The 26799-nt window shown below is 48.6% G+C and carries 20 protein-coding genes; 10 read left to right on the top strand and 10 right to left on the bottom strand.

Annotated elements, in window-relative coordinates; genetic code table 11:
• Nucleotides 1-1065, top strand: a complete 1065-nt coding sequence (locus tag DF182_RS02255) for a dihydrodipicolinate synthase family protein (protein ID WP_113614057.1) — start codon at nt 1-3, stop codon at nt 1063-1065.
• Nucleotides 1058-2245, top strand: coding sequence for a M20 metallopeptidase family protein (locus tag DF182_RS02250; RefSeq protein WP_113614056.1), 1188 nt, complete (start codon nt 1058-1060; stop codon nt 2243-2245). The genes DF182_RS02255 and DF182_RS02250 overlap by 8 nt, the downstream gene beginning before the upstream one ends.
• Here the strand turns inward: DF182_RS02250 and DF182_RS02245 are convergent.
• A complete protein-coding gene (locus DF182_RS02245) occupies nt 2242-3840 on the bottom strand; it encodes an ABC-F family ATP-binding cassette domain-containing protein (protein WP_113614055.1) in 1599 nt (532 codons plus the stop codon). The genes DF182_RS02250 and DF182_RS02245 overlap by 4 nt on opposite strands.
• Nucleotides 3841-4089: 249 nt before the next feature.
• A complete protein-coding gene (locus DF182_RS02240) occupies nt 4090-5397 on the bottom strand; it encodes a sensor histidine kinase (RefSeq protein WP_113614054.1) in 1308 nt (435 codons plus the stop codon).
• A gap of 150 nt (nt 5398-5547) precedes the next feature.
• Between DF182_RS02240 and DF182_RS02235 the strand changes: the two genes are divergently transcribed.
• The 3 genes from DF182_RS02235 to DF182_RS02225 all read left to right on the top strand — a co-directional run bounded on the left by DF182_RS02235 (nt 5548) and on the right by DF182_RS02225 (nt 10061).
• Nucleotides 5548-6762: an MFS transporter gene (locus DF182_RS02235; protein WP_113614053.1), complete on the top strand. Its 1215-nt coding sequence runs from the start codon at nt 5548-5550 to the stop codon at nt 6760-6762.
• A 73-nt stretch (nt 6763-6835) separates the two neighbouring features.
• Nucleotides 6836-9490 carry a PAS domain S-box protein gene (locus tag DF182_RS02230; protein WP_113614052.1) on the top strand — a complete coding sequence of 885 codons (2655 nt, stop codon included), beginning with the start codon at nt 6836-6838 and terminating at the stop codon, nt 9488-9490.
• Between the two features lie 97 nt (nt 9491-9587).
• On the top strand, nt 9588-10061 hold the full coding sequence (locus DF182_RS02225; protein WP_113614051.1) for an inorganic diphosphatase: 474 nt from the start codon (nt 9588-9590) through the stop codon (nt 10059-10061).
• Here DF182_RS02225 and DF182_RS02220 read toward each other — a convergent pair whose 3' ends face one another.
• From DF182_RS02220 to DF182_RS02190, 7 genes are all read right to left on the bottom strand, one after another.
• A complete protein-coding gene (locus DF182_RS02220) occupies nt 10062-10469 on the bottom strand; it encodes a response regulator (RefSeq protein WP_113614050.1) in 408 nt (135 codons plus the stop codon). It lies immediately after the preceding gene.
• Nucleotides 10470-10712: 243 nt separating this feature from the next.
• Nucleotides 10713-12932: a glycosyl hydrolase family 8 gene (locus tag DF182_RS02215; RefSeq protein ID WP_113614049.1), complete on the bottom strand. Its 2220-nt coding sequence runs from the start codon at nt 12930-12932 to the stop codon at nt 10713-10715.
• A gap of 293 nt (nt 12933-13225) precedes the next feature.
• Nucleotides 13226-14173, bottom strand: coding sequence for an endo-beta-N-acetylglucosaminidase H (locus tag DF182_RS02210; RefSeq protein ID WP_113614048.1), 948 nt, complete (start codon nt 14171-14173; stop codon nt 13226-13228).
• Nucleotides 14174-14435: 262 nt separating this feature from the next.
• Nucleotides 14436-16070 carry a SusD/RagB family nutrient-binding outer membrane lipoprotein gene (locus DF182_RS02205; protein ID WP_113616744.1) on the bottom strand — a complete coding sequence of 545 codons (1635 nt, stop codon included), beginning with the start codon at nt 16068-16070 and terminating at the stop codon, nt 14436-14438.
• Nucleotides 16071-16100: 30 nt separating this feature from the next.
• Nucleotides 16101-19448 carry a SusC/RagA family TonB-linked outer membrane protein gene (locus tag DF182_RS02200; protein ID WP_245957351.1) on the bottom strand — a complete coding sequence of 1116 codons (3348 nt, stop codon included), beginning with the start codon at nt 19446-19448 and terminating at the stop codon, nt 16101-16103.
• Between the two features lie 183 nt (nt 19449-19631).
• The gene (locus DF182_RS02195) at nt 19632-20825 is read right to left on the bottom strand and encodes a FecR family protein (protein WP_113614047.1); all 1194 of its coding nucleotides are present in this window, start codon (nt 20823-20825) and stop codon (nt 19632-19634) included.
• Between the two features lie 100 nt (nt 20826-20925).
• The gene (locus DF182_RS02190) at nt 20926-21522 is read right to left on the bottom strand and encodes an RNA polymerase sigma factor (RefSeq protein WP_147243319.1); all 597 of its coding nucleotides are present in this window, start codon (nt 21520-21522) and stop codon (nt 20926-20928) included.
• 164 nt (nt 21523-21686) lie between these two features.
• Between DF182_RS02190 and DF182_RS02185 the strand changes: the two genes are divergently transcribed.
• The 4 genes from DF182_RS02185 to DF182_RS02170 are packed head-to-tail and all read left to right on the top strand — an operon-like array spanning nt 21687 to nt 24462.
• Nucleotides 21687-22232 (top strand): hypothetical protein, encoded by a 546-nt coding sequence (locus DF182_RS02185; RefSeq protein ID WP_113614045.1) that lies wholly within the window; start codon nt 21687-21689, stop codon nt 22230-22232.
• A 2-nt stretch (nt 22233-22234) separates the two neighbouring features.
• The gene (locus DF182_RS02180; protein WP_113614044.1) at nt 22235-23215 is read left to right on the top strand and encodes an HAD family hydrolase; all 981 of its coding nucleotides are present in this window, start codon (nt 22235-22237) and stop codon (nt 23213-23215) included.
• A gap of 40 nt (nt 23216-23255) precedes the next feature.
• Complete coding sequence (locus DF182_RS02175; protein WP_245957350.1) at nt 23256-24101, top strand: HipA family kinase; 846 nt, start codon at nt 23256-23258, stop codon at nt 24099-24101.
• Nucleotides 24079-24462, top strand: coding sequence for a DUF3037 domain-containing protein (locus DF182_RS02170; protein ID WP_113614043.1), 384 nt, complete (start codon nt 24079-24081; stop codon nt 24460-24462). The genes DF182_RS02175 and DF182_RS02170 overlap by 23 nt, the downstream gene beginning before the upstream one ends.
• Nucleotides 24463-24473: 11 nt before the next feature.
• On the opposite strand, the gene DF182_RS02165 is transcribed toward DF182_RS02170, so the two are convergent.
• Entirely contained in the window at nt 24474-25994 is a 1521-nt protein-coding gene (locus tag DF182_RS02165; protein WP_113614042.1) for a DUF6630 family protein, read from the bottom strand.
• Between the two features lie 81 nt (nt 25995-26075).
• On the opposite strand from DF182_RS02165, the gene DF182_RS02160 reads away from it, so the two are divergent.
• Nucleotides 26076-26792 carry an SGNH/GDSL hydrolase family protein gene (locus tag DF182_RS02160; protein ID WP_113614041.1) on the top strand — a complete coding sequence of 239 codons (717 nt, stop codon included), beginning with the start codon at nt 26076-26078 and terminating at the stop codon, nt 26790-26792.
• Nucleotides 26793-26799 lie beyond the last annotated feature (7 nt).

The following is a 26799-nucleotide window of genomic DNA, read 5'->3' as shown; positions in this document are numbered from 1 at the left end:
ATGAAAATGATTCCTGATTTATTATATAGTGGCACTGTAATCCCAGCGCACCCGCTGGCTTTAAACCAGCACCGGCAGCTGGACGAATACCGTCAACGCCGCCTAACCCGTTATTATATGGCTAGTGGCGCCGGTGGCGTAGCGGTAGGTGTACATACTACCCAGTTTGTTATCCGTGACCCACGGGTAGGGTTATACGAAACGGTGCTGCGGCTGGCGGCAGAAGAGATAGAAGTGGCACAGCTTACCCGTCCTTTTATCCGGGTGGCAGGCCTCTGCGGGCCTACAGCCCAGGCGGCAGATGAGGCCAGGATCGCTTTAAAATATGGTTATCATATGGGGCTGTTAAGTCTGGGTGGGCTTAATCATCTTTCGGAAGGAGAACTGATTGCACATGTGCGTACGGTTTCTGAGATCATACCGGTATTTGGTTTTTATCTGCAACCCTCTGTGGGCGGCCGTATTCTGAGTTATCGCTTCTGGGAACAGCTGGTGGAAATCCCCGGAGTGAAGGCTATCAAAACGGCGCCTTTTAACCGTTACCAGACACTTGATGTGATGAGGGCAGTCTGTCATTCATCGCGCTGCGAAGACATTGCATTGTATACCGGCAATGATGATAATATTGTGGCGGACCTGTTGACGACGTATCGCTTTACTGTCAACGGCCGGGAGGTAATCAAACGATTCGCCGGTGGTCTGCTTGGACATTGGTCTGTATGGACCAGTCAGGTAATACCGCTCTTTGAAAGGATAAAAAGGTGTATACTTGAGGATTATTCAGGAGCAGGAGAACTGTTACAGCAAGGTATCGCTGTCACAGATATGAATGCGGCCCTTTTTGATCCGTCTAATGCGTTTAAAGGCTCCATTGCGGGCATCCATGAGGTATTACGGCGGCAGGGGCTGATGGAAGGTATCTGGTGCCTGGATGAAGCAGAAACTTTATCCCCCGGACAGCTGGAAGAAATTGATCGGGTAGTGGCTGCCTGGCCGCAGTTAACCGACGACAATTTTGTAAAAGCTTTTCTGGCAAAGGAAACAAACATTGTCACCCATGCTTAAAGAAAAAATCCGCCAACTGGCAAACAGTATTCAGGAAGAAGCAGTGGCCAACCGCCGCTATCTGCATGCGCACCCCGAGCTGTCATACAAGGAAATAAATACGGCCGCATTTATTGCCGGTAAACTGAAAGAGCTCAATATTCCTTTTGAGCCGATGGCCAATACCGGACTGGTGGCGTTGCTCAGCGGCAACAAACCAGGCGATGGAAAGGTAATCGCTCTACGGGCAGATATTGATGCCTTGCCGATCAGGGAACTGAATGATGTGCCCTATAAGTCCATGCATGATGGTGTGATGCATGCTTGCGGTCATGATGTGCACACTTCTTCGCTGCTGGCTACCGCCAATATTCTCAGCAAAATGAAAGATGATTTCTCCGGTACGGTGAAATTTATTTTTCAACCGGCAGAGGAACTGATTCCTGGCGGCGCCAGTATGATGATCAAAGAAGGGGTGCTCGAAAACCCGCGTCCGCAGAATATCCTGGGACAGCATACCATGCCGGAGCTGCCGGTAGGTAAAGTGGGTTTCAGAGGTGGTCGTTATATGGCGAGCAACGATGAAATATTTATCACAGTCAAAGGCAAAGGCGGACATGGTGCGATGCCTCATCTGGGCATCGATCCGGTGGTGATAGCCTGTCATATTGTGATCGGGCTGCAACAGATTGTAAGCAGAAGGGCCAACGTTATGTTGCCTTCTGTACTTTCTTTCGGGAAGATGATAGCCAACGGCGCCACCAATGTGATCCCCGACGAGGTAAGGCTGGAAGGTACTTTCCGCTCGCTGGACGAAACCTGGCGCCGCGAAGCACATGAGAAGATCCGCAAAATGGCCATCTCCATTGCCGAAGGCATGGAAGGACATTGCCATATTGAAATACATCAGGGTTATCCCGTGCTGGTCAATAATGAAAAACTGACCGACATTACCCGCGCCCATGCAGCAGCGTACCTGGGCGCAGATAATGTAGTAGACCTGGACATCTGGATGGCAGCAGAAGATTTTGCTTATTATACCCATGCTGCAGATGCCTGCTTCTACCGGCTAGGTGTCCGTAATGAGTCGAGAGGTATTATTTCCGGTCTGCATACTGCCACTTTTGATGCAGACGAGCATGCACTTGAAACCGGGTCCGGCCTGATGGCCTACCTGGCGCTCAAAACACTGGGCAACTAATCAGTCAGATATAAGGTTTCTGTTACGCCCGTTTCTTCCAGGAAGCGGGCATCGTGTGATACTACGATCAGGGTGCCCTGGTACGCAGCGAATATCTGTGTCAGCATCCGGATGTTGGTCAGGTCCAGGTTGTTGGTAGGCTCGTCAAGAATAATCATATCGGGAGCATGGCTGTTGAGGGTCATGCAACATAATGCCAGCCGTAGTGTTTCTCCGCCGCTGAGGGTACTGCAGGGCTTATCCCAGCTGTCGCGGTCAAACAGAAACCTCACCAGTACCGTGTTCAGCCTCCCTTCATCCAGTTGTATTTCGTTGTTGTCAGCAGCCTGTTGCCACACGGTTTTGTTGCGGTCAATGGTGCTGTAGTCCTGGTCAAGTACGAGGCTGCGGAATGGTGCTACGTATAGCCTTCCCTGTTGGGCGGGCAGCTGGCCTGTGATTAGCCGTATCAGAGTTGATTTGCCGCTGCCGTTGTGGCCGGCGATGGCCAGCCGGTCGCCGCTTTTGACGAGGATGTCCAGTGGCTTGGGCCATAAGGGACTGTTGTCGGTATAGGCGAACTGCAGTTGTTCTGCCTGTACCAGTATTTTGCCTTTATGTCCTGGTGGTGTGGAGAAATGGCCTTTCATGATGCGGGCCACCTGCTCGCCGGCGCTGGCGGAGTCCAGTGCAGCCTGGAGTCCGGCTACTTTTTCAGCATGAACATCCTGTATTCTTGCAGTGGTGCGGGCGGCCTGGTCTCTGCGGCCGTTCATCAGAATTTTTGGTATGCCCCCATCTTTACGGCTCTTTTGTGAGCGGGCATTTTCCCGTTGCTGCCTTTCCATAGCCTGCTGCTGTTGCTGGCGGGCTTCCCTTACTGTTTTCTCTGCATGGGCAATCTGCTGCTGCAGTGCGGCCGTCTCTTCTGCTTTTTTCTGCTCATAAAAAGTATAGTTGCCACCATATATCTGCAACCGGCTGTCGGAGAGCTCCCAGATGGGATTACACAGCTCCAGCAGCTGCCGGTCGTGGCTCACGATCAGCAATGCTTTGTTGCTGCGTTGTACCCAGTCGTACAGCTGGGCTCTGGCAGTTTTATCGAGGTGATTGGTGGGCTCGTCGAGCAGTATGGTGGCAGGGGCGGAGAGGTCGCTGCCAGACAGGAACACCCGGGTTTTTTCGCCACCACTGAGCTGGGAAAAAGAGGCGGTGAGTGGGATATAGGCAATACCCCATCTGTCAAATACCTGTTCGCAGCGGGCGATGATATCCCAGTCATCTTCCAGCGCTTCAAAATGTTGTTCCTGTGTGTCGCCTTCGAGGATGGCGTTCAGCGCATGTATTTTGGCATCGATGCCCAGTACCTGTGCTACTGTACGGTCATTAAACTGCCCGAAATGTTGTGGTACATAATATAGTGGTGCATGCGCGGTCACTGTGCCACGCTGAGGCAACAGCTGCCCGGCTAAAATCCGCAGCAGGGTGGATTTGCCGGCACCGTTGTCTCCGGTAATGGCAGCATGATCATTTTTATCCAGTGAAAAATGAAGGTCATCGAATAGGATCCGGTTTGGCGGCAGTTGAAAGTGGATATGTTGTGCAGTCAATAGCATGATAAAGTTGTTTTCTGGTCTGAGTAATGTTCAACATAGGTTGATGTTTGCGGGTGGAAATAATGACTGCTAGTCTCATTGGTTTAAATATTAAGATGAAAAAATCGTTGCTGGCCTTGCCAGAAGACGGGTTTGATAAATAATAAATATGATGAAGTGCTTGCTGAAAGCAAGGTTCCGGAGCGGAACAGGTTTAATATGTGGGTGGATTAGATCACATGGTGAGGGCAAAGATACTATTTTTTAAATTCATGCCAAAGGAAACACCAGATAAAAGGAACAACCCTGGTCGGCATTGTTTTCAAACCATATACGGCCATGCTGTGCGGCGGTATATTCTTTACAGAGATAAAGGCCCAGCCCTATTCCTTTTTCGTTGCTGGTGCCGAAAGTAGACCGTGCTTTGAGTGAAAATATTTCATGTGCTCTTTTCGCATCAATACCGGTGCCGGTATCACGGATGGTGATGAGGCATTCTTTCCCTTGCCTGGAGGCTTCTATGAAGATATGCCCACCGGGTGCCGTGAATTTAATGGAGTTGCCTATCAGGTTGCGGATGATCAGCTGCAGCATGTTAAGATCGGCCATGGCCATCAGCGTCTGGTCTATACGTGTTTCCAGATGTAAGCCTTTGTTGGTGATCAGCGAGGTGTTAATCTCGAGGACGGGCATCACGGCATGATATACATTCACCGGGGAGAGATGTACAGTAAGGCCCTGCAACTGTGTTTTAGACCATAACAACATGTTGTAGAGCATGTCCTGGGTATTGTTCACCATCTGCAGCAGTTCGGCTTCCAGTTGTAATTTCTGTTCAGCCGGCAGCTGTATATCTTTCATTAGTTCAAGATAAGATTGTATGGAGGCCATCGGGCTGCGCAGGTCGTGGGAAATGATGGAGAACAGTTTGTTTTTTTCGGTATTCATTACTTCCAGTACCCTGGTTTTTTCCTCTCCCTGTTGCTTTTCGCGGTTGTAGGCGTTTTTAAGGTACAGGGTACCAAAGAATATCACCAGCACACTGGTGAGGTAGGTGGCGGAGAGGTCTACCATCTTCGACTGACGGTCAGGGTACATGTTGGGCACCAGCTCCGGGTAATAATATTCCGTCAGCACCAATGCAGCCACCAGCAGGAGGTTGAAGCCCAGCCACCAAATGTATTGCCCGCGCGGGGATACAATCATCACCAGAAAAAAGGTCAGCGTGAAAGTCATCAGGCTGGCACCGGAGATACCGGAGCTGACAAAATACACCATACCAAACAACAGGTTGACTGTTATCACGGAGATGGCTATACTGAGTGATGCCCTGTTTTTGAAGCGGGAGAGATAATACAATACCGCTAGCGCCAGGAGCAGTACGCCAAACAGCAGGCCGGTCATTTTAAGTCCCGTGAAATAATTAAAAGGAATCTGTACAGCACTCACTAGTATGGCTATCAGGCACATGGAGTTGAATATGCGGTTTTCCAGGGTTACTTCTTCGGGCGGGCCCACCAGGTACAGGATTCTTGCTTGCAGTCTTTTACTGTAATCACTTATCATAGAATGTGGCATGTGCAAAGCTAAATAATTGGCAGGTTAGAAACTGGTCTACCTGAATTTTCGAAACTGGACTAATCAAAACTAGCGGCTTAGTGTGAAATTTACATACTAAAAAGCGTACCACATTTTTTTGAAAAGCACGACGAACAACGAAATAGGATAATGTTAGCAAAGATAGCCCAGACCTATCGGTCTTCTTTCAGCGGCCTTAGTAAGGAAACCTGGTTGCTGAGCCTAGTGATATTAATTAACCGTACCGGAACGATGGTGGTGCCTTTCCTCAGCATGTACCTCACCCAAAATAAACACTGGACCATTGCGGATGCAGGCGTGATCATCACGCTCTTTGGCATAGGAGCGGTAATGGGCTCCCTGGCAGGAGGTTATTTTATTGACAAGCTGGGATTCCGTTCTGTCCAGATTTTTACTTCCATTACAGGCGGGGCGCTGTTTATCGCCTTTGGTTATATTGACCATTTTGCGGTATTGTGCGTGATGACAGTAGTCCTGAGTTTTGTAGCAGAAGCTTTCCGGCCGGCCAATGGGGCTGCTATCGCGGCTTATTCCAAACCTGAAAATCTTACCCGTTCCTATTCTCTCAACCGCTTTGCCATGAACCTGGGTTGGGCGCTGGGCAGCTCTCTTGGTGGGATACTGGCAGCCATCAACTATCACCTGTTGTTTTGGGTGGAAGGCTGTGTATACATACTGGTGGGACTGTTGATCACAGTACTGTTGCCGGCTGATGGTGGTCATCCCCGTACGAAGGCGGTGGCTTCCGCTGCTCCCCGTGACCTGCCGATCTGGAAAGATGTTTTCCTGTTCCGTTTCCTGGTATGGATTACTTTGTACACAACTTCTTTCAGTTTAATATTCAGACTGGTCCCTATTTACTGGAAAACAGACTGGCATATCGACGAATTTGCGATTGGCCTGTTGCTGGGTATCAATGGGGTGATTATCGCCTTATTTGAAATGGTACTGGTAAGGCGCTGGGAAAGCCGTAAATCGGCCATGTATTACATCGTTGGCGGAGTGATCGTGACAGCACTGGGTTATTTGTTCCTGTTGTTCCCGGGCCATGTGCCCATCACGACAGCTTTGATGGCTGTTATATTTATGACCGTAGGTGAAATGATGGTCTTCCCCTTTGTAAATGCGGTCATCATGGGGCGTTCGAATGATACCAACAGAGGACGTTATGCAGCCGCCTACGCCCTTACCTGGTCTGTTGCCCAGGTGGTAGGCCCGGGTGGTGGCGCACTCATCATTGAACGCTGGGGCTTCGTGGTATTATGGATAGTGATGGTGGTGTTATGTTTGGGCTGTGCATTAGCGTTATGGCGTCTCCCATTTAAGAAACCTGTGGTGGCCTGATATACCACTCTTCCCTTAGCTGAGTGTTTAAATCATTATATTTATAGCTGATTTAACCCCTAAAACAGTTTAGATGGGAACCATGGATACAGTTACTTCTGGTAAGTATCATTTTCTGGCTGGCGGTGGTGAAACGGGTGAACTAATACGCCACTATCCCTGGGAAAATACTGTGCTGGGCGCTGTGGACCAATGGCCGCAGCCCTTAAAAACCTGTATCAGGATTATCCTGACATCCGGTCTGCCGATGTTTGTTTGGTGGGGACCGGACCTTATCAGTTTTTATAATGATGCCGGCCGGATACTGGCTGGCTGCAAACATCCTGCTGGCCTCGGACAGCCCTTCAGGACTGTCTGGAAAACCCTTTGGGAGCGGATAGGCACCCAGGCAGAACAAGCCCTTCAAAACAATGTGGGTACCTGTAACGAAGCATTGCTGTTTTTCACAGAACGTAATGGTCATTTACAGGAAAGCTATTATACTTTCTCGCTGAGTCCTATTCCCGGCAGCAATGGTGTGCCGGAAGGTATCTTGTGTACGGTCTCTGATGAAACTGATCATGTAGTGCAGGCCCGTCAGATGAAGACCCTGCAGGACCTGACAACGTTTAATCTCAACAGCCGGCGGATACAGGACGTATACATGAATAGTTTGCTGGCCCTGCGTGAAAACCGCCACGATTTTCCTTTTGCTGTTTTTTATGAGACAGATCACGATACTCACCTGAAGGGTTATACGGCAGATGACCTGCCGGAAGCCGCTTTCCCCGGTGCTGTAGCCTTGACAGATGAGAATTTTTATTGGCCTGTTACAGAGGTGTTACGATCCCATCAGATAGTAAAAGTACATCAGCTGCGGGAGAAGCCATGGCAGCTTCCAGCAGGAGCATGGGAGCAGCTACCGGACCAGGCAGTGCTGATACCGGTGATACATCATTTTACAAATACACTTTATGGCGTACTGATAGCAGGAATCAACCCTTATCGTCAGCCGGATGACGCCTACCTGGCTTTTCTCCGGCAGGTGAGTGATCAGCTGACGGCTACCATTACCAGTGCCCGGACCTATGTGGCCCATCAGTTAGGGGATCTGTTCCGTCAGGCGCCAGCAGCCATTATGTTACTAAAAGGCGTGGATGATATTGTGGAAGTGGCCAACAGCCGGTATCATCATTTGTTGCAAGGACTGCCGGCAGCCCTCTATACCTGCGACAAAGCCGGTCGTATCCTGTGGTTCAACCAGGCTGCCGCTGCGTTGTGGGGACGAGAGCCAGTGATAGGCTACGATATGTGGTGTGGCTCCTGGAAAATATTTGAACCGGATGGCATCACACCACTGCCACTCGATACCTGCCCGATGGCCCGGGCGTTGCAACAGGGAGTAGCGGTAAGAGACGTAGAGATAGTAGTGGAGAGACCCGACGGAACCCGACGGAATGTGCAGCCCTACCCAGATCCTATCTTCGACGAAGAAGGGCGTGTAGCCGGCGCCGTTAATATGCTGATAGATATTACAGAACTGAAAATGGCCCAGGCACATATGGGCAGACTGGCAGCTATCGTGGAATCCACCGATGATGCTATTATCAGCAAAACACCGGAAGGTATCATCTCCAGCTGGAACCCGGCAGCAGAAAAACTTTTCGGTTACACCAGCGAGGAAGTGACCGGAAAACCCATCCTTATACTGATACCACCCGACCGCACAGCAGAAGAAAAAGAGATCATGGACAGACTGAGCAAAGGCGTCTCTATTGATCACTTCGAAACCCAGCGGGTAACCAAAGACGGGCGGCTCATCGATATCTCCCTGACCATCTCCCCGTTGAAAGATGCACATGGCCGTTTTATCGGAGTGTCCAAAATAGCAAGGGACATATCTGAACAGAAAAAACTGTTCTCCGCTCTGCAGGAAAGCGAGGCCCGTTATATGCAGGTGGCCATGGAAATGGAAGCCATCGTGGCACAACGTACCCGCGAACTCACCGAAGCCAACTTCTACCTGGAGAAGTCCAACAAGGAGCTGGAGCAGTTTGCATTTGTGACCAGCCACGATCTTCAGGAACCGCTGCGTAAAATCCATACCTTCGCCGGTTTGTTGTGTGAGGCTGTTGGGCCGGCGCTGGACGCGACTTCCAGAATGTATGTCGAAAAGATGATGATCAGTGCCCGCCGGATGTCGCAGTTGATTCATGACCTGCTGAACTTCTCGCGCCTGAATCGCACCGAAGATATATTTGTGCAGACAGATCTCAACGAGGTGATGGCACATGTGCTGAATGATTTTGAAGTGACCATCAGTCAGAAAAAAGCGCTTGTCACCATTGATGCCCTGCCGGCCATACAAGCGGTCCCTTTGCAGATGAACCAGCTGCTGTATAACCTGCTGGGCAATGCCCTGAAGTTTACTGCGGAAGACAGAACACCGGAAATCCGCATCAGCTCAAGGGTACTGCCGGAACATGCATTGAAGGATTATCCTGAACTGGACCGCGGCCGCAGTTATTACGAGATTACCGTGAGTGACAATGGTATCGGTTTTAACCAGGTGTATGAAGACAAGATCTTTCAGATTTTTCAACGGCTCAACAACCGTACTGCCTATGAAGGCACTGGTATAGGGCTGGCATTATGTAATAAAATTGCTACTAACCATAAGGGCTGTATCCGCGCGGTGGGCCAGCCGGGCGAGGGCGCCGTTTTTAACGTTGTTTTACCTGTCATGTAAATAATCTTCCTGTATCGACGGATTGGTATTTTTTTTGAGTGGTGCAGTTGTATGCTATTTATCTCTTTTATTGTTGACCAAGTTTAAGCGCGTATTCATGATTATAAAAGAGCTGCAGGTGGTGATTGAAACACCAAGAGGAAGCAGTGAGAAATTTGATTTTGACCCGGTGTCCCGTTTTTTTGTATTGAGTAAGGCATTACCCGCCGGGATGGTGTTTCCCTTTGACTTCGGATTTATTCCCGGTACCAGGGGAGAAGATGGGTGCCCGCTGGATATATTGGTACTATCGGAGTTTAAAACGTTCAGCGGCTGTATGCTCAAATGCCGGTTGATAGGAGCCATCAAGGGTATACAACGGGAGGCCGACGGCACACAGATCCGGAACGACCGCTATATTGCGGTGCCATTTGTTTCTACTGTATACAAGGAGGTTGATGTGATGCCCGATAAACTGATACGGGAGCTGGAAGTTTTTTTAATGGCCTACCATCAGCTGGAGGGTAAACAATTCAGGCCCATGGGTTATCTGGATGCGGCGCCGGCTTACGAACAGATAAAATTTGTCTGATCACCGGAAACATTTCTGCCATTTTTCTTCGAGGACATCTTTCAATATTTTGCAAAGTGCATCAAAGGAATCTGGTTTGGTGAGGAATAACCTTGCGCCCAGCGCCATGGATTCCTGTACATCTTCCACCATATCAGAAGTGCTGAGAATGATGATTTTTGTAAGTCCTCTGTGAATGACCTTTCCGAGCTCCTGCAGACATTCCTTGCCATTCATCATCGGCATATTCATGTCCAGGAAGATATAGTCAGGACTGGCAATTTTTTTATGGGAGAGAAGGTCAATGGCTTGCATGCCACTTTCACAATAATGAGTCTCTACTTCGGGCGAGACTTTTTTTATGGCTTCGCTGAAGAAGATCCGGTCATCCGCATCATCGTCAATCAGCAGAACGGTATGTGGCTTCATATTGTTACGGTTCACTAAGGTTTACAAATGAAAAATTCTCTATAAAAAATTTCTCAGTTGATGTTTTCAAGGATTTATAAATATCGGTCAATAAAAAGATAAAGTCAAATAGTAATATCAGTAATATAATTTAATGATAATAAACAACCCCGGCCACTGGTCGGGGTTGTTTATGTAGAAGAAATGTTACTTGTTACAATTGAAATATCCAAATAATAAGATATCCGAATTATATCATTTGTTTTATTCTTTCACGATCCGTTTGCTGATGATATTACCGTCCTGTGCCAGTTTGATGATATAGATACCGGAAGCATGGTTGCCACTGCGGAAGGTAGCCTGATAGGTACCGGCAGACAGCTGTCCGTTGGCGAGTACGGCCACGGGTTGTCCGGCAAGATTATAAACGGTAAGGTTGGCTATGCCGGTTTTTTCCAGGGTATAAGTGATGCGCAAATCTCCACGGAAGGGGTTGGGGAAAGCATCTATACTCAGTTTACCGGCTTTTGGCGGCGCATCGTTGACTGGCGTGAAGGCCATTGAAGCACTGGTGCTGCCTGCGAGTGCTGCTACCGTTTTAACTTTTACTTCCGCATAACTGTTCCATGCGTTGAGATTGTTGCCATGTCCCAGAATTCGTACATACTTCGCCGTTATAGCGGTGAAGGAGAATGATTCGAGGGCAAGGGAGCTGCCGCTGCTCTGCAGATTGGACGCTACGGCTGTCCAGTTGGCTGCATCTGCGCTGACAAGTATATCGAACTTAGCTTTACGGGAGTCTCCTTTATAGAAGGCGATGTCTACTCCATTAACAGACTGGGAGCTGCCCAGGCAGAACTGTATCCATTGCCCGTCGCCGCTGGCAGACCAGCGGGTGTTGAGATCGTTGTCGATGGCGTTGGCGGCTACGTTGCCATCATCGCCGCTGGCTTCGGCGGGATTGCAACCCGGGGCAGAACCGACGGTAATGGTTACAGGTGCGGAAGTGCTGCTGCCATTACTGTTGTCAGTGGCTTTGGCCGTGAGCGTGTAAGTGCCGGCTGCTATGTTGTTCCAGGTCCAGGCGTAGGGACTGCTGGTAGCTTCTCCCAGTTTGGTACTGCCATTAAAGAATTCCACTTTGGTAACGGAGCCATCGCTGTCTGTGGCGGTAGCGTTAATGGTCAGGGAAGCCGGCGACGTATAGGCGCTATTGTTAGTCGGTGCGGTGATGCTGACGCTGGGCGGTACGTTGGAAGGGCTGCTGTTGCCGGGTATCCACCAGTTGCCGGAGATGAAGAGCTGGCATAACAGACTGTAGGAATCGCTGTAATAGCCGCTCTTAGCGGTTTTGAGATAGTTCCATCCGCTGTTGAGCCAGGCCTGGTTGCTACTGCTTACTACAGAGGCGGCCACAAAAGGTCCGATGAACACCGCTTCCTGGCCGGTGCCGGAAGCGGTACCGTTCAGTTTATAACCATCTTTGATATTGGCGGGATTACCGCTGGTTTTTGTTTTGATCCAGTTCACCATTTTATTGCTGAGGGAGAGGGCGGTGGTATTGCCATACATGGCGTAGTCCATTACAATGCGAAGTGGTACGCGGCAGGCGTTGTAATTGTATTCATTGGTGGGAGGATATTCGTCGAGGAAGTTCTGTGGCGCTGGTTCCGGCGGGTTTTTCACAACAAAGTCGGAGATAAGTCCTGTGCTGGGGGAGTAGGTGGCGGAAAACTGTGTATACACGTTGTAAAGCGCATCGATGACATTATTCCAGGTGGCATCATTGGTTTCCTGGTAAAATGCCCGCATATGGTCCATCATCCAGTCGGAGGGGCGTGTGTTGAGGGCGGTCTTGGTGTCCCAGTCGCCGAGGTTGAGGCGGTTGCTGCTGGTCACATAACTTGCTTTCAGCCCTTGATTGATCATGGTTTTGGCTTCATTGAGGTAGTTGATTGTACCAGCAGAACCCCACTGGTAGTGGGCCAGAATGAGCGAGTAGGCGATGTCTATGTCACCATCGGTAGCGGAGTCAAAGTGGCCCTGAGCCCCGGTGTTATCCGCTACTACCCAGCCCATTAGTTTGCTGTTGTTGACGCTGCGGTAGGCTTTGAATGTTTTGTACAGTCCATCATAAATGGTTTTGGCGGCGGGGTCGTGGCCGGCCATCAGCACGGTGATCACCATGCCGTAACCGTGCCCTTCGGAAGAACCCAGCGGTGTATAGCCGTCGGCACCGCCGGTGATGTCTCCTTTTACATAATAGCCACCCGGGAGTGAGCTGAGATTATGTTTGAGGTAGGTGGCTTTCCAGTAATCGTAATAACTGGCTACGCTGGCGTTCATGTCTGCCTGGGTAACGTTGTTGGGTTTGATACAGTTGGGATAACTGATGGCTTGCGGATAAGGCTTGTTCTGAGCCTGTACCAGAAGGCTGGCGACACTTAACAGGCCGGCCAGAAAAAACAATAAATGTCTGGTCATAGAGGGTTTGTTTTAGGGGTGAGTTATTGAGAAATAGATCTTGGGTTGTTTGGGTTAATGCACTAATACTACAGGTCTCCTTTGAAGCTACAGGTCTCCGGGTTATCAATCTTCAATCGATTGCATGTAATTTCAAATTAAGTATTTTTTATCAGATTTGATGATGGAAATTTATGAGGGGAGTGACTTTTAACATGGAGTAGCTTGATAATGATGAAATTGAAGGGATAAAAAAAATTACAGTCTCCGGTAAATAGGCCGGAGACTGTAAGAATAGCGCACTAGCAGCGGTATCAGGGTGTATAGGTCACATTGCTGCCATACAGTACACTGGATACTGCGGAGAAATAGGTGGCTTTGTTGGTGCTGGTGAGATTATACCAGAGGTAGATACCATAGCCATTGTTTTTGGTTTGGGTGGCGAGGGATTTAGCGGTAGTCTGGCTGGTAGCCTGGATGTCTACTGCGGCAGGTCCCAGATTGGCCTTGCTGAGGCCAGCCACGTTAGGTACTGAATAGCTGCCATATATGGCATTCCAGCTGTAGTCAACGAAATCACCTGCTTTTTTGCCGCCCCAGGATAAGCGGGAAGCTGCCGGCCCGTAATAATAAAACGATATTATTTTGGTGGGCATCAGCTGCCGCAGTTCATCGAGCAGCATTACAAAAGAGCTGTCGTTGGGCTGAGGCAGACCATTGTTACCATAGTCAGCATACTCATCATCAAAATCGATACCATCAAGACCGTAGTAGTTGGCAGTATCGGCGAGCTGCTGCGCAAAAGCCCTGGCATCAGCGCGGCTGGTGAAATTGCAGAAGCCTGCACCCTGATGGTTTCCAAGGATAGATAATAATACTTTCATGCCTTTGTTTTGTAAAGGCACAATCTGTGTGGCTTTGTTGACCAGCACATTGGTAACATTCGGGTTGTTGTACAGTACTGCTTTGCCGGTACTGGTGTTGTAATTAATGTTGGCTGCAAAAATGATGGCGATGTCAAACAGTTGTTGACCGCCGGTAGTCAGGGTATACTTGCCGGTGTTGAGCAGGCTGTTACTGTTGACTTCTACATAGCAGACAGATTTGCCGCCGGCTTTGGTAACACTTTCTACTTTGGGTTGGGAGCCTTTTTGAGGGGCATCAGCCGGGGTTTCTTCTTTTTTACAGGAGGCTGTAAAGAGCAGGGTTGTACATGCGGTCAGTACTGCGACCGACGACCATACGCGGAATTGTTTTTTCATACCGGAATTTTTAAGTGGTTAAAAATGGAAGTAAAAATTCCCCGGAGTTAAGCCAGTAACATTGGTTCAGATATTGGTTGAAACGCTGATTTAAAACTGATATTGCTGATCTCCTGATGAGCGAAGATTGGAGCGAAGAAGAGAGACGGAAGAGAGAGAGCATCCGGATATTACTGCGTGATATGTTAACCTATACAACTATTCAAGCAATTATCTCCGCTCCGCTCTCCACTCATCAGGAGCATCAGCTACATCAGATCAATCAGGGTCTGTCCCACCATAATCTGGTGCCACCGTTGTCGGCCGGTTGGCTCAGCAGGCCAATGGCTTTGTTAACGGCTGCACCGTTGGTATTATATTCATTCTGGGGGAAGGGGAGTCTTCTGACTTGTATTTTGCTATCGATGGTGTTACCACTGTTGTTGTTGACAACAGGGAACAGTTTAGGATAACCGGTACGGCGGAATTCCGTCCAGGCTTCCTGTCCTTCGGGGAACATGGCCAGCCATTTCTGGGTGCTGATACGTTCCTGCTTTTCCGCAATGGTGGCACTTTCCACCCATTTCACGGTAACATGGGAAGGGGTGTCGATGTTGTTTTGCGTGTTTTTCGGATCAACATAAGCATCTGGTGTATTGGTGCTGTTGTTGATATAGTTGGCATCGGCTGCATGCCATTGGTCCAGTGAGGTGTTGATACCTTTTTCATACATTTCCTGCACACTGCCGCCGGCATTGTTGAAACCATTGAGGGCTGCTTCTGCCCGCAGGAAATATACTTCTGCAGCGGTCATCAGCTGCACAGGGGTATTGAGTGTAAAAACACCGTCTTGATAGTTGATAGCGGAATAGCCTACATAATCACTTTTGCTGTTGGAGCTGGTGATGCTGCCCAGGCGTAAACCTACATACTGTTTAGGGATGCTGGCGTCGGTAGACAGCGACATGTATTTAGCCAGGCGCGGGTCTTTGTAGCCGGTCAGATAACACTGCAGGGAAGCGTTGATCTGAATATCATTCCAGTTTTGTGCAATGAACACCAGCGGATTCGTATAGCCGGCACCGACCACTTTCACGTTCATGTTGCCATCGTTGCTGGTGATCACGCCTCCTTTGGCAGGGTCCAGGGCTTTTTCTGCCTCTGCCTGTGCAGTTGCTTTGTCTGCCTTGATGATATGCATGGCCAGACGCAGGCGCAGCGAGTTGCTAAACTGCAGCCATCTGGTGAAGTCTCCGTTATATACCAAATCAAAATCACCGAATTTGAAAGGCAGTGTTTTACCGCTGCTGATAAAGTCGCGCAGGGTGATGTTAGCAGTATCCAGCTCTTTAAAGAAGCGGGTGTACACTTCCTGCTGACTGTCGTAGTCGATGCTGGTTTTGCTGGTGCCGGCTTTACTATAGGGGATAGGCCCATAGATATCGGTCACACGGCTCATAGCGGTTACCTGTACAATCTGTGCTACTGCCCATACTGCCGGAAAGTCTTTCGGAATATTGGAAGCCCGCAGTTTGGCCAGTTGTCCCATCACGCTGAGATAGCCTACTTTAAAGGCTTCGCCGTTCCAGCTACTCATCATAAAATAACTCAGGTTGTTTCTGCCACCGTTAAAGGCAGTGGGAGAAGCCATATAACCCGAGAAGCAGTCAGCATTCAGATTTTGTTGTACCTGGAAAGAGTTGGGATCGCCACCACCGGAGAAGTTGTAGATCGCCATGGTAGCTGTTTTTAAATAGCTGAGGTTATAGAAGTCAGCTTCCAGCATCTTGTCAGGAATGCCGGTATTATCCGTATTATACAGGTCAAAGTTTTTGGTGCAGGCGGTCATGGCCAGCAACAGCCCTGCTGCTATGGCCGGCAGGCGGTATTTACCGGAAAATATAGTGGAACGTTTCATTTTTTCTTTTTTAATGGTGACAAACATCGGTTAGAAGGTAGCATTCAGCGTCAGGCCATAGCTACGGGTAGCTGGTGGCATGAAGATGTCTACACCAGACATACCATTGAAAGTAGACATGGTCATTTCCGGATCGTACGGCGCTTTCTTGTAGAAGTAAAGCAGGTTGCGGCCGGTGAGTGACAGGCGCAGCGCTTTAAACACATTGTTTTTTACCGGGAAAGTATATCCAAGCGACAGCTCCCGTAAACGTACTACTGTAGCGCTGTACATATATTCGCCGGATACGGCTTCACGGCCACCGATAGTACCATACCATTTCTGTGGGTCTACACTGGTAACTGCTTTCTGGTCCGGACTTATACCGTTAACGGCTACACCGCCTGCATCACGGGCATCGCCGGTAGCTTTGGATACGCCATACTGGTCCATTACAGACTGGGTTACAGACATCACCTCTCCGCCAAATTTGCCATCTATCAGGAAAGACAGTGTCAGTGCACCATAGGAGAGATTGTTATTCCAGCCCAACTGCCATTTGGAGTTGGGGTTGCCCAGGTATACAAAGTCACCGCCCTGTTTGATAGGCGCGCCTTTATCATCGATCATGATACGGCCCTGTGCATCTTTCTGCAGCACGGAACCATAGATGTCACCAAAAGAACCGCCTACCTTGAATTTAGATACATAGTTGGCGCCGGAAGCACCACTCAGCACAAACTCGGGATTAGTAGTGGCCAGTTCTACAATGCGGTTATCGTTTACAGAGTAGTTAATGCCAGTGTTCCACTGGAATTTACCTCCGCGGAAAACATCATAACGTACTACTGCTTCTACACCTTTGTTCTGCACATTACCGGCATTGAAGTAAAACAGCTCTGAGTAAGAAGCCCAGGGAGACTGAATACTCAGCGTCTGATTGTGGGTGTTGGTTTTATAGTAGGTAACGTCTGCAGTCAGCCTGTTGTCAAGGAAACGCCATTCCATACCAAATTCCAGTGATTTTGTTTTCTCTGGTTTAAGTTCAGTGAACGGAGACTTGGTGTTACCGATAGGCGTTCCTACGCCAAAAGTGTTCTGAGCGGGGTTGCTTTTATAAGGGTCCGGAGAGTTGCCTACTTCTGCATAAGAACCTCTCACTTTGGCAAAAGTGATCACCTGTGGCAGTTGTACCATCTGGCTCAGTATCAGGTTGAGGCCCACAGAAGGATAGAAGTAGGAACCGTTGGGTGTATAAGAGAGGTTGGAAGACCAGTCGTTGCGGGCAGTCAGGTCAAGGAAGGCCATTTCTTTCCAGGAGAGGCTGGCGCTACCAAAGGCTGACTGGAACTGGCCATGGTTTTCTGGCAGCGTGCCGGAATTGAGGGCATTCAGGGTATTGAAGTTCTGAATATTGAAGACGTTGGCGATTTTCAGACCGTCCTGACCGGAGCCGAACTTAACGCCTTCTGTTTTGAGATCACGGATACTGCCACCCAATACGCCGGTTAAACGGATATCTTTATTAACAGGCAGGTTGAAGTTCAGCAACAGGTCTCCATACTGTTGTGTGGTAGTGGAGTTGTTGTAGTTGTATACACCATTAGCGGGAGACAACACTTTGTAAGTACCTGCGTACAGCTTTTGTTCATACACATCATTGATGCGGTCGATACTACCACGGCCCTGTACATTCAGCCAGGGAGTGATTTCATATTTTAAGCTGGCATTGAGTAACAGTCTGTTACGGTTCAGTGAATTGGTGTTGCGTTTGGTGATCCACCAGGGGTTTTGCTGGATATCATCCAGGTAGGCCCAGTTCTGCACTGGCAGGAAGTTGCGGGATGGGTCCGGTACTTCAAACTTGTCTTTGAATTGCTGGATGTTTTGTCCGCGTGGGAAGAGATATAAACCGGTGAGTGGATTAAAATACAACCCTGACAGCGGTGTGTTGTCAATCTTCTGGGTCACATAGTTTACATCTGCTTCTGCCGTCAGTTTATTGTTCAGGAAATGTCCGGTTTCCTTAAAGTTGATGTTGTTGCGGCCCAGTTTGTTGCCTGGTTCAATACCGGTAGCGGAAGTGTTTGCGTAAGAGAAGTAGGTCTGCAGCTGTTCGGTGCCGGCCGAAAGGCTGATAGCATTGGTATAGGTCTGACCTGTCTGGAAGAAGGAAGACAGGTTGTTACCTGCAGGGCTGTTGAGTTTAGGACCCCAGCTCTGCGGCGAAGTGGCGTTAGCCGGACCGTAGTTGTTCTGAAACTCCGGTTTATACGCTGCCTGGGCGATATTGACACCAGAGGAGAAATTGATGGTTGTTTTACCCGCTTTACCGCTTTTGGTGGTGACGAGGATCACACCGTTGGCACCCTGACTACCATAGAGTGCTGCAGCGGAAGCCCCTTTCAACACGGAGACGTTTTCAATGTCTTCCGGGTTCATGTTGGAGATAGGGTCGCCACCGTCGTAGGCGGAGCTACCGCCATAAGCGGTGGTAGGCTGATTGGTGAGATTGTTGTTCATGGGTACGCCGTCTATTACGTACAGGGCCTGGTTACTGCCGATACCAGATTTATTACCGCGTAAAACTACTTTGGCAGAACCGCCTATACCAGAGGCGCTGGGGGAGATGGAAAGGCCGGCTACTTTACCGTTTAAGGTATTGATGAGGTTGGGGTCTTTGGCTTTGGTCAGTTCTGCGCCGTTTACCTGCTGCATGGAATAGGTAATGGCTTTTTCGGAGCGTTTGATGCCGAGGGCGGTCACCAGTATGCCTGTCAGCTGGGTGTTGGAAGGCGCCAGGGCTACATTCAGTACTTCGTTATTGCCAACGGGTACTTCTTTGTTTTCATAACCCAGGTAGCTGAAAACAAGGATATCCTTTTTATCGGCCTGGATGGTGAAAGCACCTTTTTCATTGGTGATGGTGCCTTTGGTGGTGCCTTTAATCTGGATGCTTACGTTAAACAGGGGTTGTCCGTTTTCGCCGGTCACGGTACCACGGATGGGAGCAGCCTGTACTACCGGTATTTCCACCGGTTTGGGGCTGATCACAATGATCCGGTTGACGATGGCGTAGTTGAGCGGTTTCCCTTTCAGGCATTTGTCCAGCACCTCTGTGAGGGGGGCATTGTTCACGTTCATGGTAACAGGACCGGAGCTTTGCAGGAGTTTTTCATCATACACAAACTCGTAGCCGGTCTGTTTGCTGATATTATTGAACACATCGTAAAGCGCCAGCCGTTTGCCCTTGAGGGTAACGGTCTGAGAATAGGTTTTAGCGCTCAGGTGAAGGGTGATGGCCAATATGAAAGTGGCAGTTAATTTCATAACCAACAGAAATTTTCGCTGCAAAGGCCCGCGGTTGATACGGGCTTTGCCAGTAGTAAGTTGTTGCATACTTTTGTGTTCGTGGCTTTTTAATAATTCAGTTTCTAATGACAATGCGAAATTGGGTAGCCATTTAGTGCCGGGCTCTGACTGCAATCGGGGTCCGGTTTTTCTACCCGCAAATGGTTGATGCGACTACGTATTCATAACATGAAATCTTTTAAACGTTAATAATTCTTACAGGTATAAGTGTTACTGCGGCGCAACGGGCCGGGCTGTTATAGTATGGCCATCTACAGTGAATTTTACTCTTTGTGTGGTTTCCAGGGCTTTGAGCAGGGCGCCTGCATCTTCCCTGCGGGAGATGACACCTGTCAGGTCTATATCTGATACGTTACCATCATAGGCCACATCGATATCGTACCACCGTGACAGCTGACGCATAATGGTTTTGATATTGGTGTTGCGGAAACGGAATTTACCTTCTTTCCAGGCCAGTGTTTGTTCTATATCGGCTTCGCTGATTTCAAAAGTTCCGCCGGCAGATGGTATAGAGGCCTGATAGCCGGGTTTGAGCAGGCTGCTTTCGGTGCCGCGGGCTACCTGCACCGCGCCTTCCACGAGGGTGGTGCGGATTGCCTGCTCGTCCGGATAGGCCATCACGTTAAAACTTGTGCCCAGCACGGTAACGGTCATATCATTGGCGGCCGTTTTTATTTTTACGCGGAAAGGCATTTCCGCATTTTTAGCGATTTCGAAATATACTTCTCCGGTTACTTCCACCAACCTTTCCTTACCAGTGAAGGCAGCTGGGAAACGTACGCTGCTAGCTGCATTTAGCCATATTCTGCTGCCATCGGCGAGGGTGAGCTGATATTGTCCGCCCCTTGGAGTAGCCACTGTATTGTACAAGGGTTGTTTGTTGCTACCATTACCTTTGTAGGTGAGGGCGCCATTGGTATTGACGATTTGTGTACTGCCTTGTGTAGCCAGCGCGCCATTATTACTGCTGTCAAGGGTGATGGTACTGTTATCAGCCAGTGTCAGCATTGCTTTGCTGGAGCCAGGGGCCAGCGGTACCTTTGGGTGGACAACGGCTACCGGCGCAGGTTCCTGTCTGCGCATCATCAGATAGGTGCCGCTGGTAATGATACCTGCTGCCAGGACGGCGGCTGCAGCATATATCCAACGTTTCCGAACGGTGTTGTTCCGCACCGGGCGCATCGGAGCGGTATACAGTATCTGTTGCAGCAATGCAGCCTTTTTCTCTTCCGGCCAGTTGGCATCCGGAGCTGCATGGGTATATAGGGTATGCAGGATATCTGCCTTTATTTCTTCTTCAAAAGAACCTGCAACAACAGCCTCTTCCAGTTGCGACAACTCTTCCGGACTCAATGTCCCTTGCTTGTATTTTTCCAGCAGCTGTCTGATTTCTGTGACGGTCATTAATAGCGACTTTAGAATTGGTGACAGCTATAAAGACGAACGTCGGAAACAAAAGGAGTATTCCGAAAGAAAATTTTTTTTAACGCTGATAATGAAATGATTAGGAGAGAAGGTATAATAATAGTAGCAACAGCAGCAACCAGCTACGCAGCTGTTGGTTGACAAAACTCCGTAAAAACTGCAATGCGAGTTGCATCTGTTTTTTAACGGTATGAACAGAGATATTCAGTTCCCGGGAAATTTCTTCATTGCTCAGACCTTGTTTACGGGCGAGATAGATCTTCCTGCGTGCAGGGGGCAGCGAAGCAATGGCGGTCTGCAGCATTTGTTCGTACTGATGTTCACGGACAGCATGGTCCGTATCATTGGCATAACCCGGATGCTGCATCTCGAGATAAGCCATGGCCTTCTGTTTGACCAGTTGCCGGCGGAAGCTGTCGTAGATGTAGTTACGCGTAAGGATAAAGAGATAGTCAGCAAAGTCTTCTACGGCAACAAGCGCATCCCTTTTTAACCATACTTTCAGGAATATCTCCTGCACTACTTCACCTGCTGCGGCTTCATCTTTCAGATATAACATGGCTACATTAAACACCTGTTGGCTATAGGCGTGAAAAATACGCGTGTAGGCGGCATCGTTACCTGCTGCTATTGCTTTTAGTTGCTCTCTTTCATCCGGCATAGATGACCTGGACAATATCTGTTTGGATTTTTTCTTCCGCCTAAATATAGCAAACAAATCGGAATCTGTATTTCATCCCCTGATTTTAGCAGTAAGCAGTGGGGAAACGTAAAACTATTTAGTGCCGGTAGCTGTTCTAACAAGATACGGTTGATTATAAACGATAAAAAACATAGTATATGAAAACAGTGAAAGTATGTTTCGTGCTGCTGCTGTTATGTGCCCTCCCTGGGTTAAAGACTGTAGCCCAGGACCAGGAAACCATACTAAGAGCAGAACGTATCAATAAACAAGACCTGCCGCCGGAAGTGGTGGCTGCCTACATGCAGAAATTCCCTACTGCCAACCTCACCCAGATCATGAAACTCCCTCCGGCAGTATTTAAAAGAGAATGGCTCATAGAAGAACAAAATACGCCCAGCCCCAATGACCAGTATTACACACTTAGCATGACGGGAAAAGGGGTAGATATAGAAGCGGTTTATGATGCGCAAGGCAACCTGATCAGGGCCAGTGAAAGAGCCAGGGATGTAACACTGCCGGTAAAGATCGATGACTACATAGGTAATCACTACGAAGGATTCCGCATTCTCAAAGACAAAGTGAGAAGGCTGATCACCCCTACCAAAATAAAAGCAGAATGGGAAGTGCTGATTGTAAAAGGTAATGATATCAGACGTCTCTTTTTTAATAAAGACGGGGACTTCCTCAAAGAAAGAAGATAAGTATGATAAAGCTGTTTAGGGGCGTAGCCCTGTTGTGGATTATATGCACGTGGCTGCTGCCCCTGTCTGGCCGGGCACAGGGAGATCCTTTGCCCTCCTGGAATGATGGTTATGCCAAAGAAGCTATCATCCGTTTTGTGACGGCCGTCACCACCGAACATTCAGCCCAGTACGTACCACCGGAAGATCGTATCGCCACTTTCGATAACGATGGAACGTTGTGGGCCGAAAAACCAGTAGTGCAGGAGATGTTTGTGATGTACCGTATCAACCAGATGGTGATGCAACACCCGGCACTGAGGAATAAACAGCCTTTCAAGGCCATAATCGATCGGGATAAAAAATTTCTGAAGAACATGGGCCGTAAAGAGCTACTGGAGCTGATGGACCTTACCCATACCGGTATGACAGAAGCTGACTTTCGCAAGGTAGCCCTGCAATTTTTTGAATCGGTGCGTCATCCCGTATTAAACGTGCCCATCGCACAGCTGGTGTATCAGCCTCAGGTGGAACTGCTCAATTATCTGCGTTACAATCAGTTTAAAACATTTATCTGTTCAGGTGGCACCGCTGAATTTATGAGGACCATATCCTGGCAGTATTACGGTATTCCGCCGGAACAGGTGATAGGCTCTAGCTTCAGATATCAGTATGTAGATAGTGCAGGCGTAAACGATATTATACGACTGAAAGGACTGAGCACACTCAACGATAAAAAGGAGAAGCCGGTGAATATCCAGTATTACATCGGTAAACGTCCCATTCTGGCCTGTGGTAATGTAGGCGGTGGTGGTGATATCTATATGCTTCGCTTTTGTCAGGGAAACACTTATCCCTCCCTGCAGTTGCTTATTCACCATGATGATGACGACCGGGAATTTGCTTATGAAGAAGATGATAACCTGTCGTTGAACTGGGCCCATCAATATGGCTGGAATGTGATCAGTATAAAAAACGACTGGCAGGTTGTTTTTGTAAGATGAAACCCCTCTTAGGCTCCACTGTTCCTGATTTCTGAAAAAAATGATCTATTTTCAGGCCTTCCCGTATGGGAAGGAAACAGTAACATCAGGTATGAATCATCAGTATTATCCACTCAGGACCGTACAGGTAACCAGGTACGTGACCCCGCTGCGGGAAGGCGGTTCGTTGCCAGCCCTTGCAGAGGCCGACGACGGCTTCCTGTATGTGTTGAAATTCAGAGGCGCAGGACAAGGCGTAAAAGCATTGATTGCAGAACTCATTGGCGGAGAAGTAGCCCGGGCACTGGGCCTGAAAGTGCCGGAAATTGTATTTGCGGGCCTGGACACCGATTTCGGCCGTACAGAAGGAGATGAGGAAATACAGGACCTCCTCAAATCGAGCGTAGGACTTAACCTGGCACTGCATTATCTCTCCGGCTCCGTAACTTATGATCCGGTAGTCACCACTATCGATCCGGTCCTCGCTTCAAAGATCGTATGGATGGATTGCCTGCTGACCAACGTAGACCGTACAGTACGCAATACTAATATGCTCATGTGGCATCAGGAGCTGTGGCTGATAGATCATGGTGCGTCTCTGTATTTTCATCATTCCTGGGACAACTGGGAAGAACAGGCTATCAGGCCATTTGCCAAAGTAAAGGACCATGTGCTGCTGCCGCAGGCTTCCGAACTGGAGGCAACAGACAGTGCTTTCCGTGCTATCCTTACACCGGAGCGTATCCGCGCTATTGTAGACATGGTGCCGGAAGAATGGCTTGATGGTCCGGAAACCATTACGGTGGCGGAACGCAGGGAAGTATATGCACAGTTTTTAATCACGAGGATAGCCTCCTCAGCAATTTTTGTAAAAGAAGCAGTATATGCAAGAAAATCACTTATATGAGTACGCCGTTATACGCGTAGTGCCACGGGTGGAGCGGGAGGAATTTCTCAACGTAGGTGTTATGCTCTATTGTAAAAAACAAAAATTCCTGCAGGCAAGCTATCACCTCTGTGAGACACGGTTGCGTGCATTATTTCCCGATATCAATATCCCGGAAGTACAGGCTTATCTCTGTGCTATTGAAAAAATATGTGCAGGCGGCCCTCAGGGTGGCCCTATCGGTATGCTGGACCTGGCCTCCCGTTTCCGCTGGCTGACTGCTACCAGAAGCACCATTATACAAACCTCCAAAACACATGGCGGCCTGTGTACAGACGCAGCAGCCACCTTGCAAAGGCTGCATCAGCAGCTGGTGCTCTGAGATAAAAAATTTTAGATGAGGTAATCTGTCTGGATCTTAAATAATAACATCTTCTCCGTGATAGCTGTCAGTTCACGAAGTGGAATACAGGCCAGGATATAATTGTCTATGCCAGGATTCAGACGGATGATCCCCATTTCATATTGCTGTAGCTGGCTGTTTACAAATTGCAGGTATTGGGCATCTATCGGTGTGCTGGCATAACTTTCCGGGTATTGAAACGTGGTGTTCCAGTACAAGGTACCCAGCTGGTTGAGTGCTGTAATTTCATCGGCAAGTGGTCGGTGGACGGGTATTTCAGCCAGTAGCCCATGTGAGAGCAGGCCGTCGAGCAATGCTATGGGTACACTAAAGGCGGGCGCATCGGCCAGCCCTCTTTTTTCACTGTCATCCTGATACGTGTTGTGGATGTAAGCATAAGGGTACTCCGCTGCCAGCACAACCCGGTTGAAGATAGCCGTGGCCGTTAGTTTAAATGCTTCCACGTCATCAGTAGGATTCAGCATCCATATCAAATGCCATAGTTCTTCTTTATTGATGGCCGTTTTGTATTGCGCATTCCATTTCTCTTTGGTACTTACTATTTCCTGTGCTCTGGAGAAATAACGGCGTAGTTCCCTTTCCTGTGGCGAATCCCGGACTATATCTTCATATTCATTATCTCCCTCATCACAAAGACAAATCAGGTGGTCATTTTCTTTCATCATAAAAAATGACAGGTCTGCACGATGATTCATGATAAAGATGGAGCCGTGTTCCTGATCACCTGGTAGGTGTCCGGACCTCATACAACTGACTACCCACTTGTCTTCCACCATGGTGAGCTTATCCATGTCCGGTGGATAGAGATTGTTTTGATGCAGCTGGTAAAAGTCATCCAGGGTAATGCGGATGTGCTGGAGTACTTGTTTAAAAACAGGCTGGCCTTCTTTTATTTTATGGATCAGATCTACATTTCCGGAAAAAAGATAATCATCCTTCATCAGTTCAGCGGCTGCTTCCGGCAGCAGGATGTCGCGCCAGTCAGTGAAGTCGGGTGCTGCTATATGCCAGCTTCTGCAAAAGGTAACAGCATTCACTTTTCCGTTGACGGTGGTATGATGGTCATCTTCTATCCATAAGCCTGCGTGAAGATCTCCTTCAATGTGTACCTCACCATGGTTGTAATATCCGATGAAGGTATGAAGAACATTTACATCGCCTTTGACATGTATTTCCGTACAACCCGCTACCAGATTGTCGCAGGTGAGATTGCCCTTTACCAACAGAAAGGCGGAATAGGTGTCCAGCTCATAATCGATGATGGCATTGCGTACATGAAGATGGCCGTTAAAAATCATTCCGGCGATATCATCTTCAGCATAAATATCATAGAGGTCTATATACTGGTCTGTTTCCACATCTGTTTCAAATACCAGTATTTTCAGCCCGGGACAACTGCTGTTGAGCAGCCGGAAGTCGTAGTGGAGTTCATCAATAAGCCCCGTGTTGATGGCATCGGTTAATAGTATCGGGTTACCTTGACTAAACATGTGATGAAATAGTTTATTTAAACCTGTGTTCACTGAAATAATAGAAAGATAAAAATACTGAAAAGAATTATTTTGTCTGCCATGAACTTCAGAATCCTTCTCCTATGCACCTATGTGGTGGCCTGTGTTTCCTGTACCTCCCGTTCTTATACGGTGATCAATAAAGGTATTGCCGATAATAATACCAGCGATCTGCTGACAAGAGTTGATAAAGATGTGCTGGCGTTGCATCCTGACCTGGTAGTGATGATGGTGGGGACCAATGATATGGTTAATTCCAGTAAGCTGGTGAGTGAGGAGCAGTTTGCAACGCAGTACCGGAGCCTGGTGCAGCAGTTGCGAAAGGAAGGTGCGGTGGTGGTGCTGATGAGTTCTCTGCCGGTAGATACAGGGTATCTGTTTCAGCGTCATCCGCGTGCGTTGTATCCGGTAGATCCTAACCGGAAGCTGGATAATGTCCGGACTATTGTACAACAGATAGCTGTTACGGAACAAGTGTATTTCCTGGATCTGCGGGATATTTTCCAGCGGCGTGGGGAGCCTGTCAGAACGGCCTCTTCTCTGATTGTGAATGCAGCTAATATGGGCAAGGAAGATGGTATTCATCCTACCGCAGAAGGGTACCGGTTTATAGCAGATCAGTTGTACCGCTATCTGAAGGCGCACCGGCTGTTACGCAAACATCATCGTATCCTTTGTTTTGGAGACAGTATTACTTATGGGGCATTTATGGAGGGGGCAGGTACTGATAACGGGAACACCTATCCGGCGTTTCTGAAAAGAATGTTGAATCGTTAGCTATTTA

The organism is Chitinophaga flava (genome assembly GCF_003308995.1).
Classification (GTDB): domain Bacteria; phylum Bacteroidota; class Bacteroidia; order Chitinophagales; family Chitinophagaceae; genus Chitinophaga; species Chitinophaga flava.
This window is presented reverse-complemented; position numbering and strand designations above follow the sequence as displayed.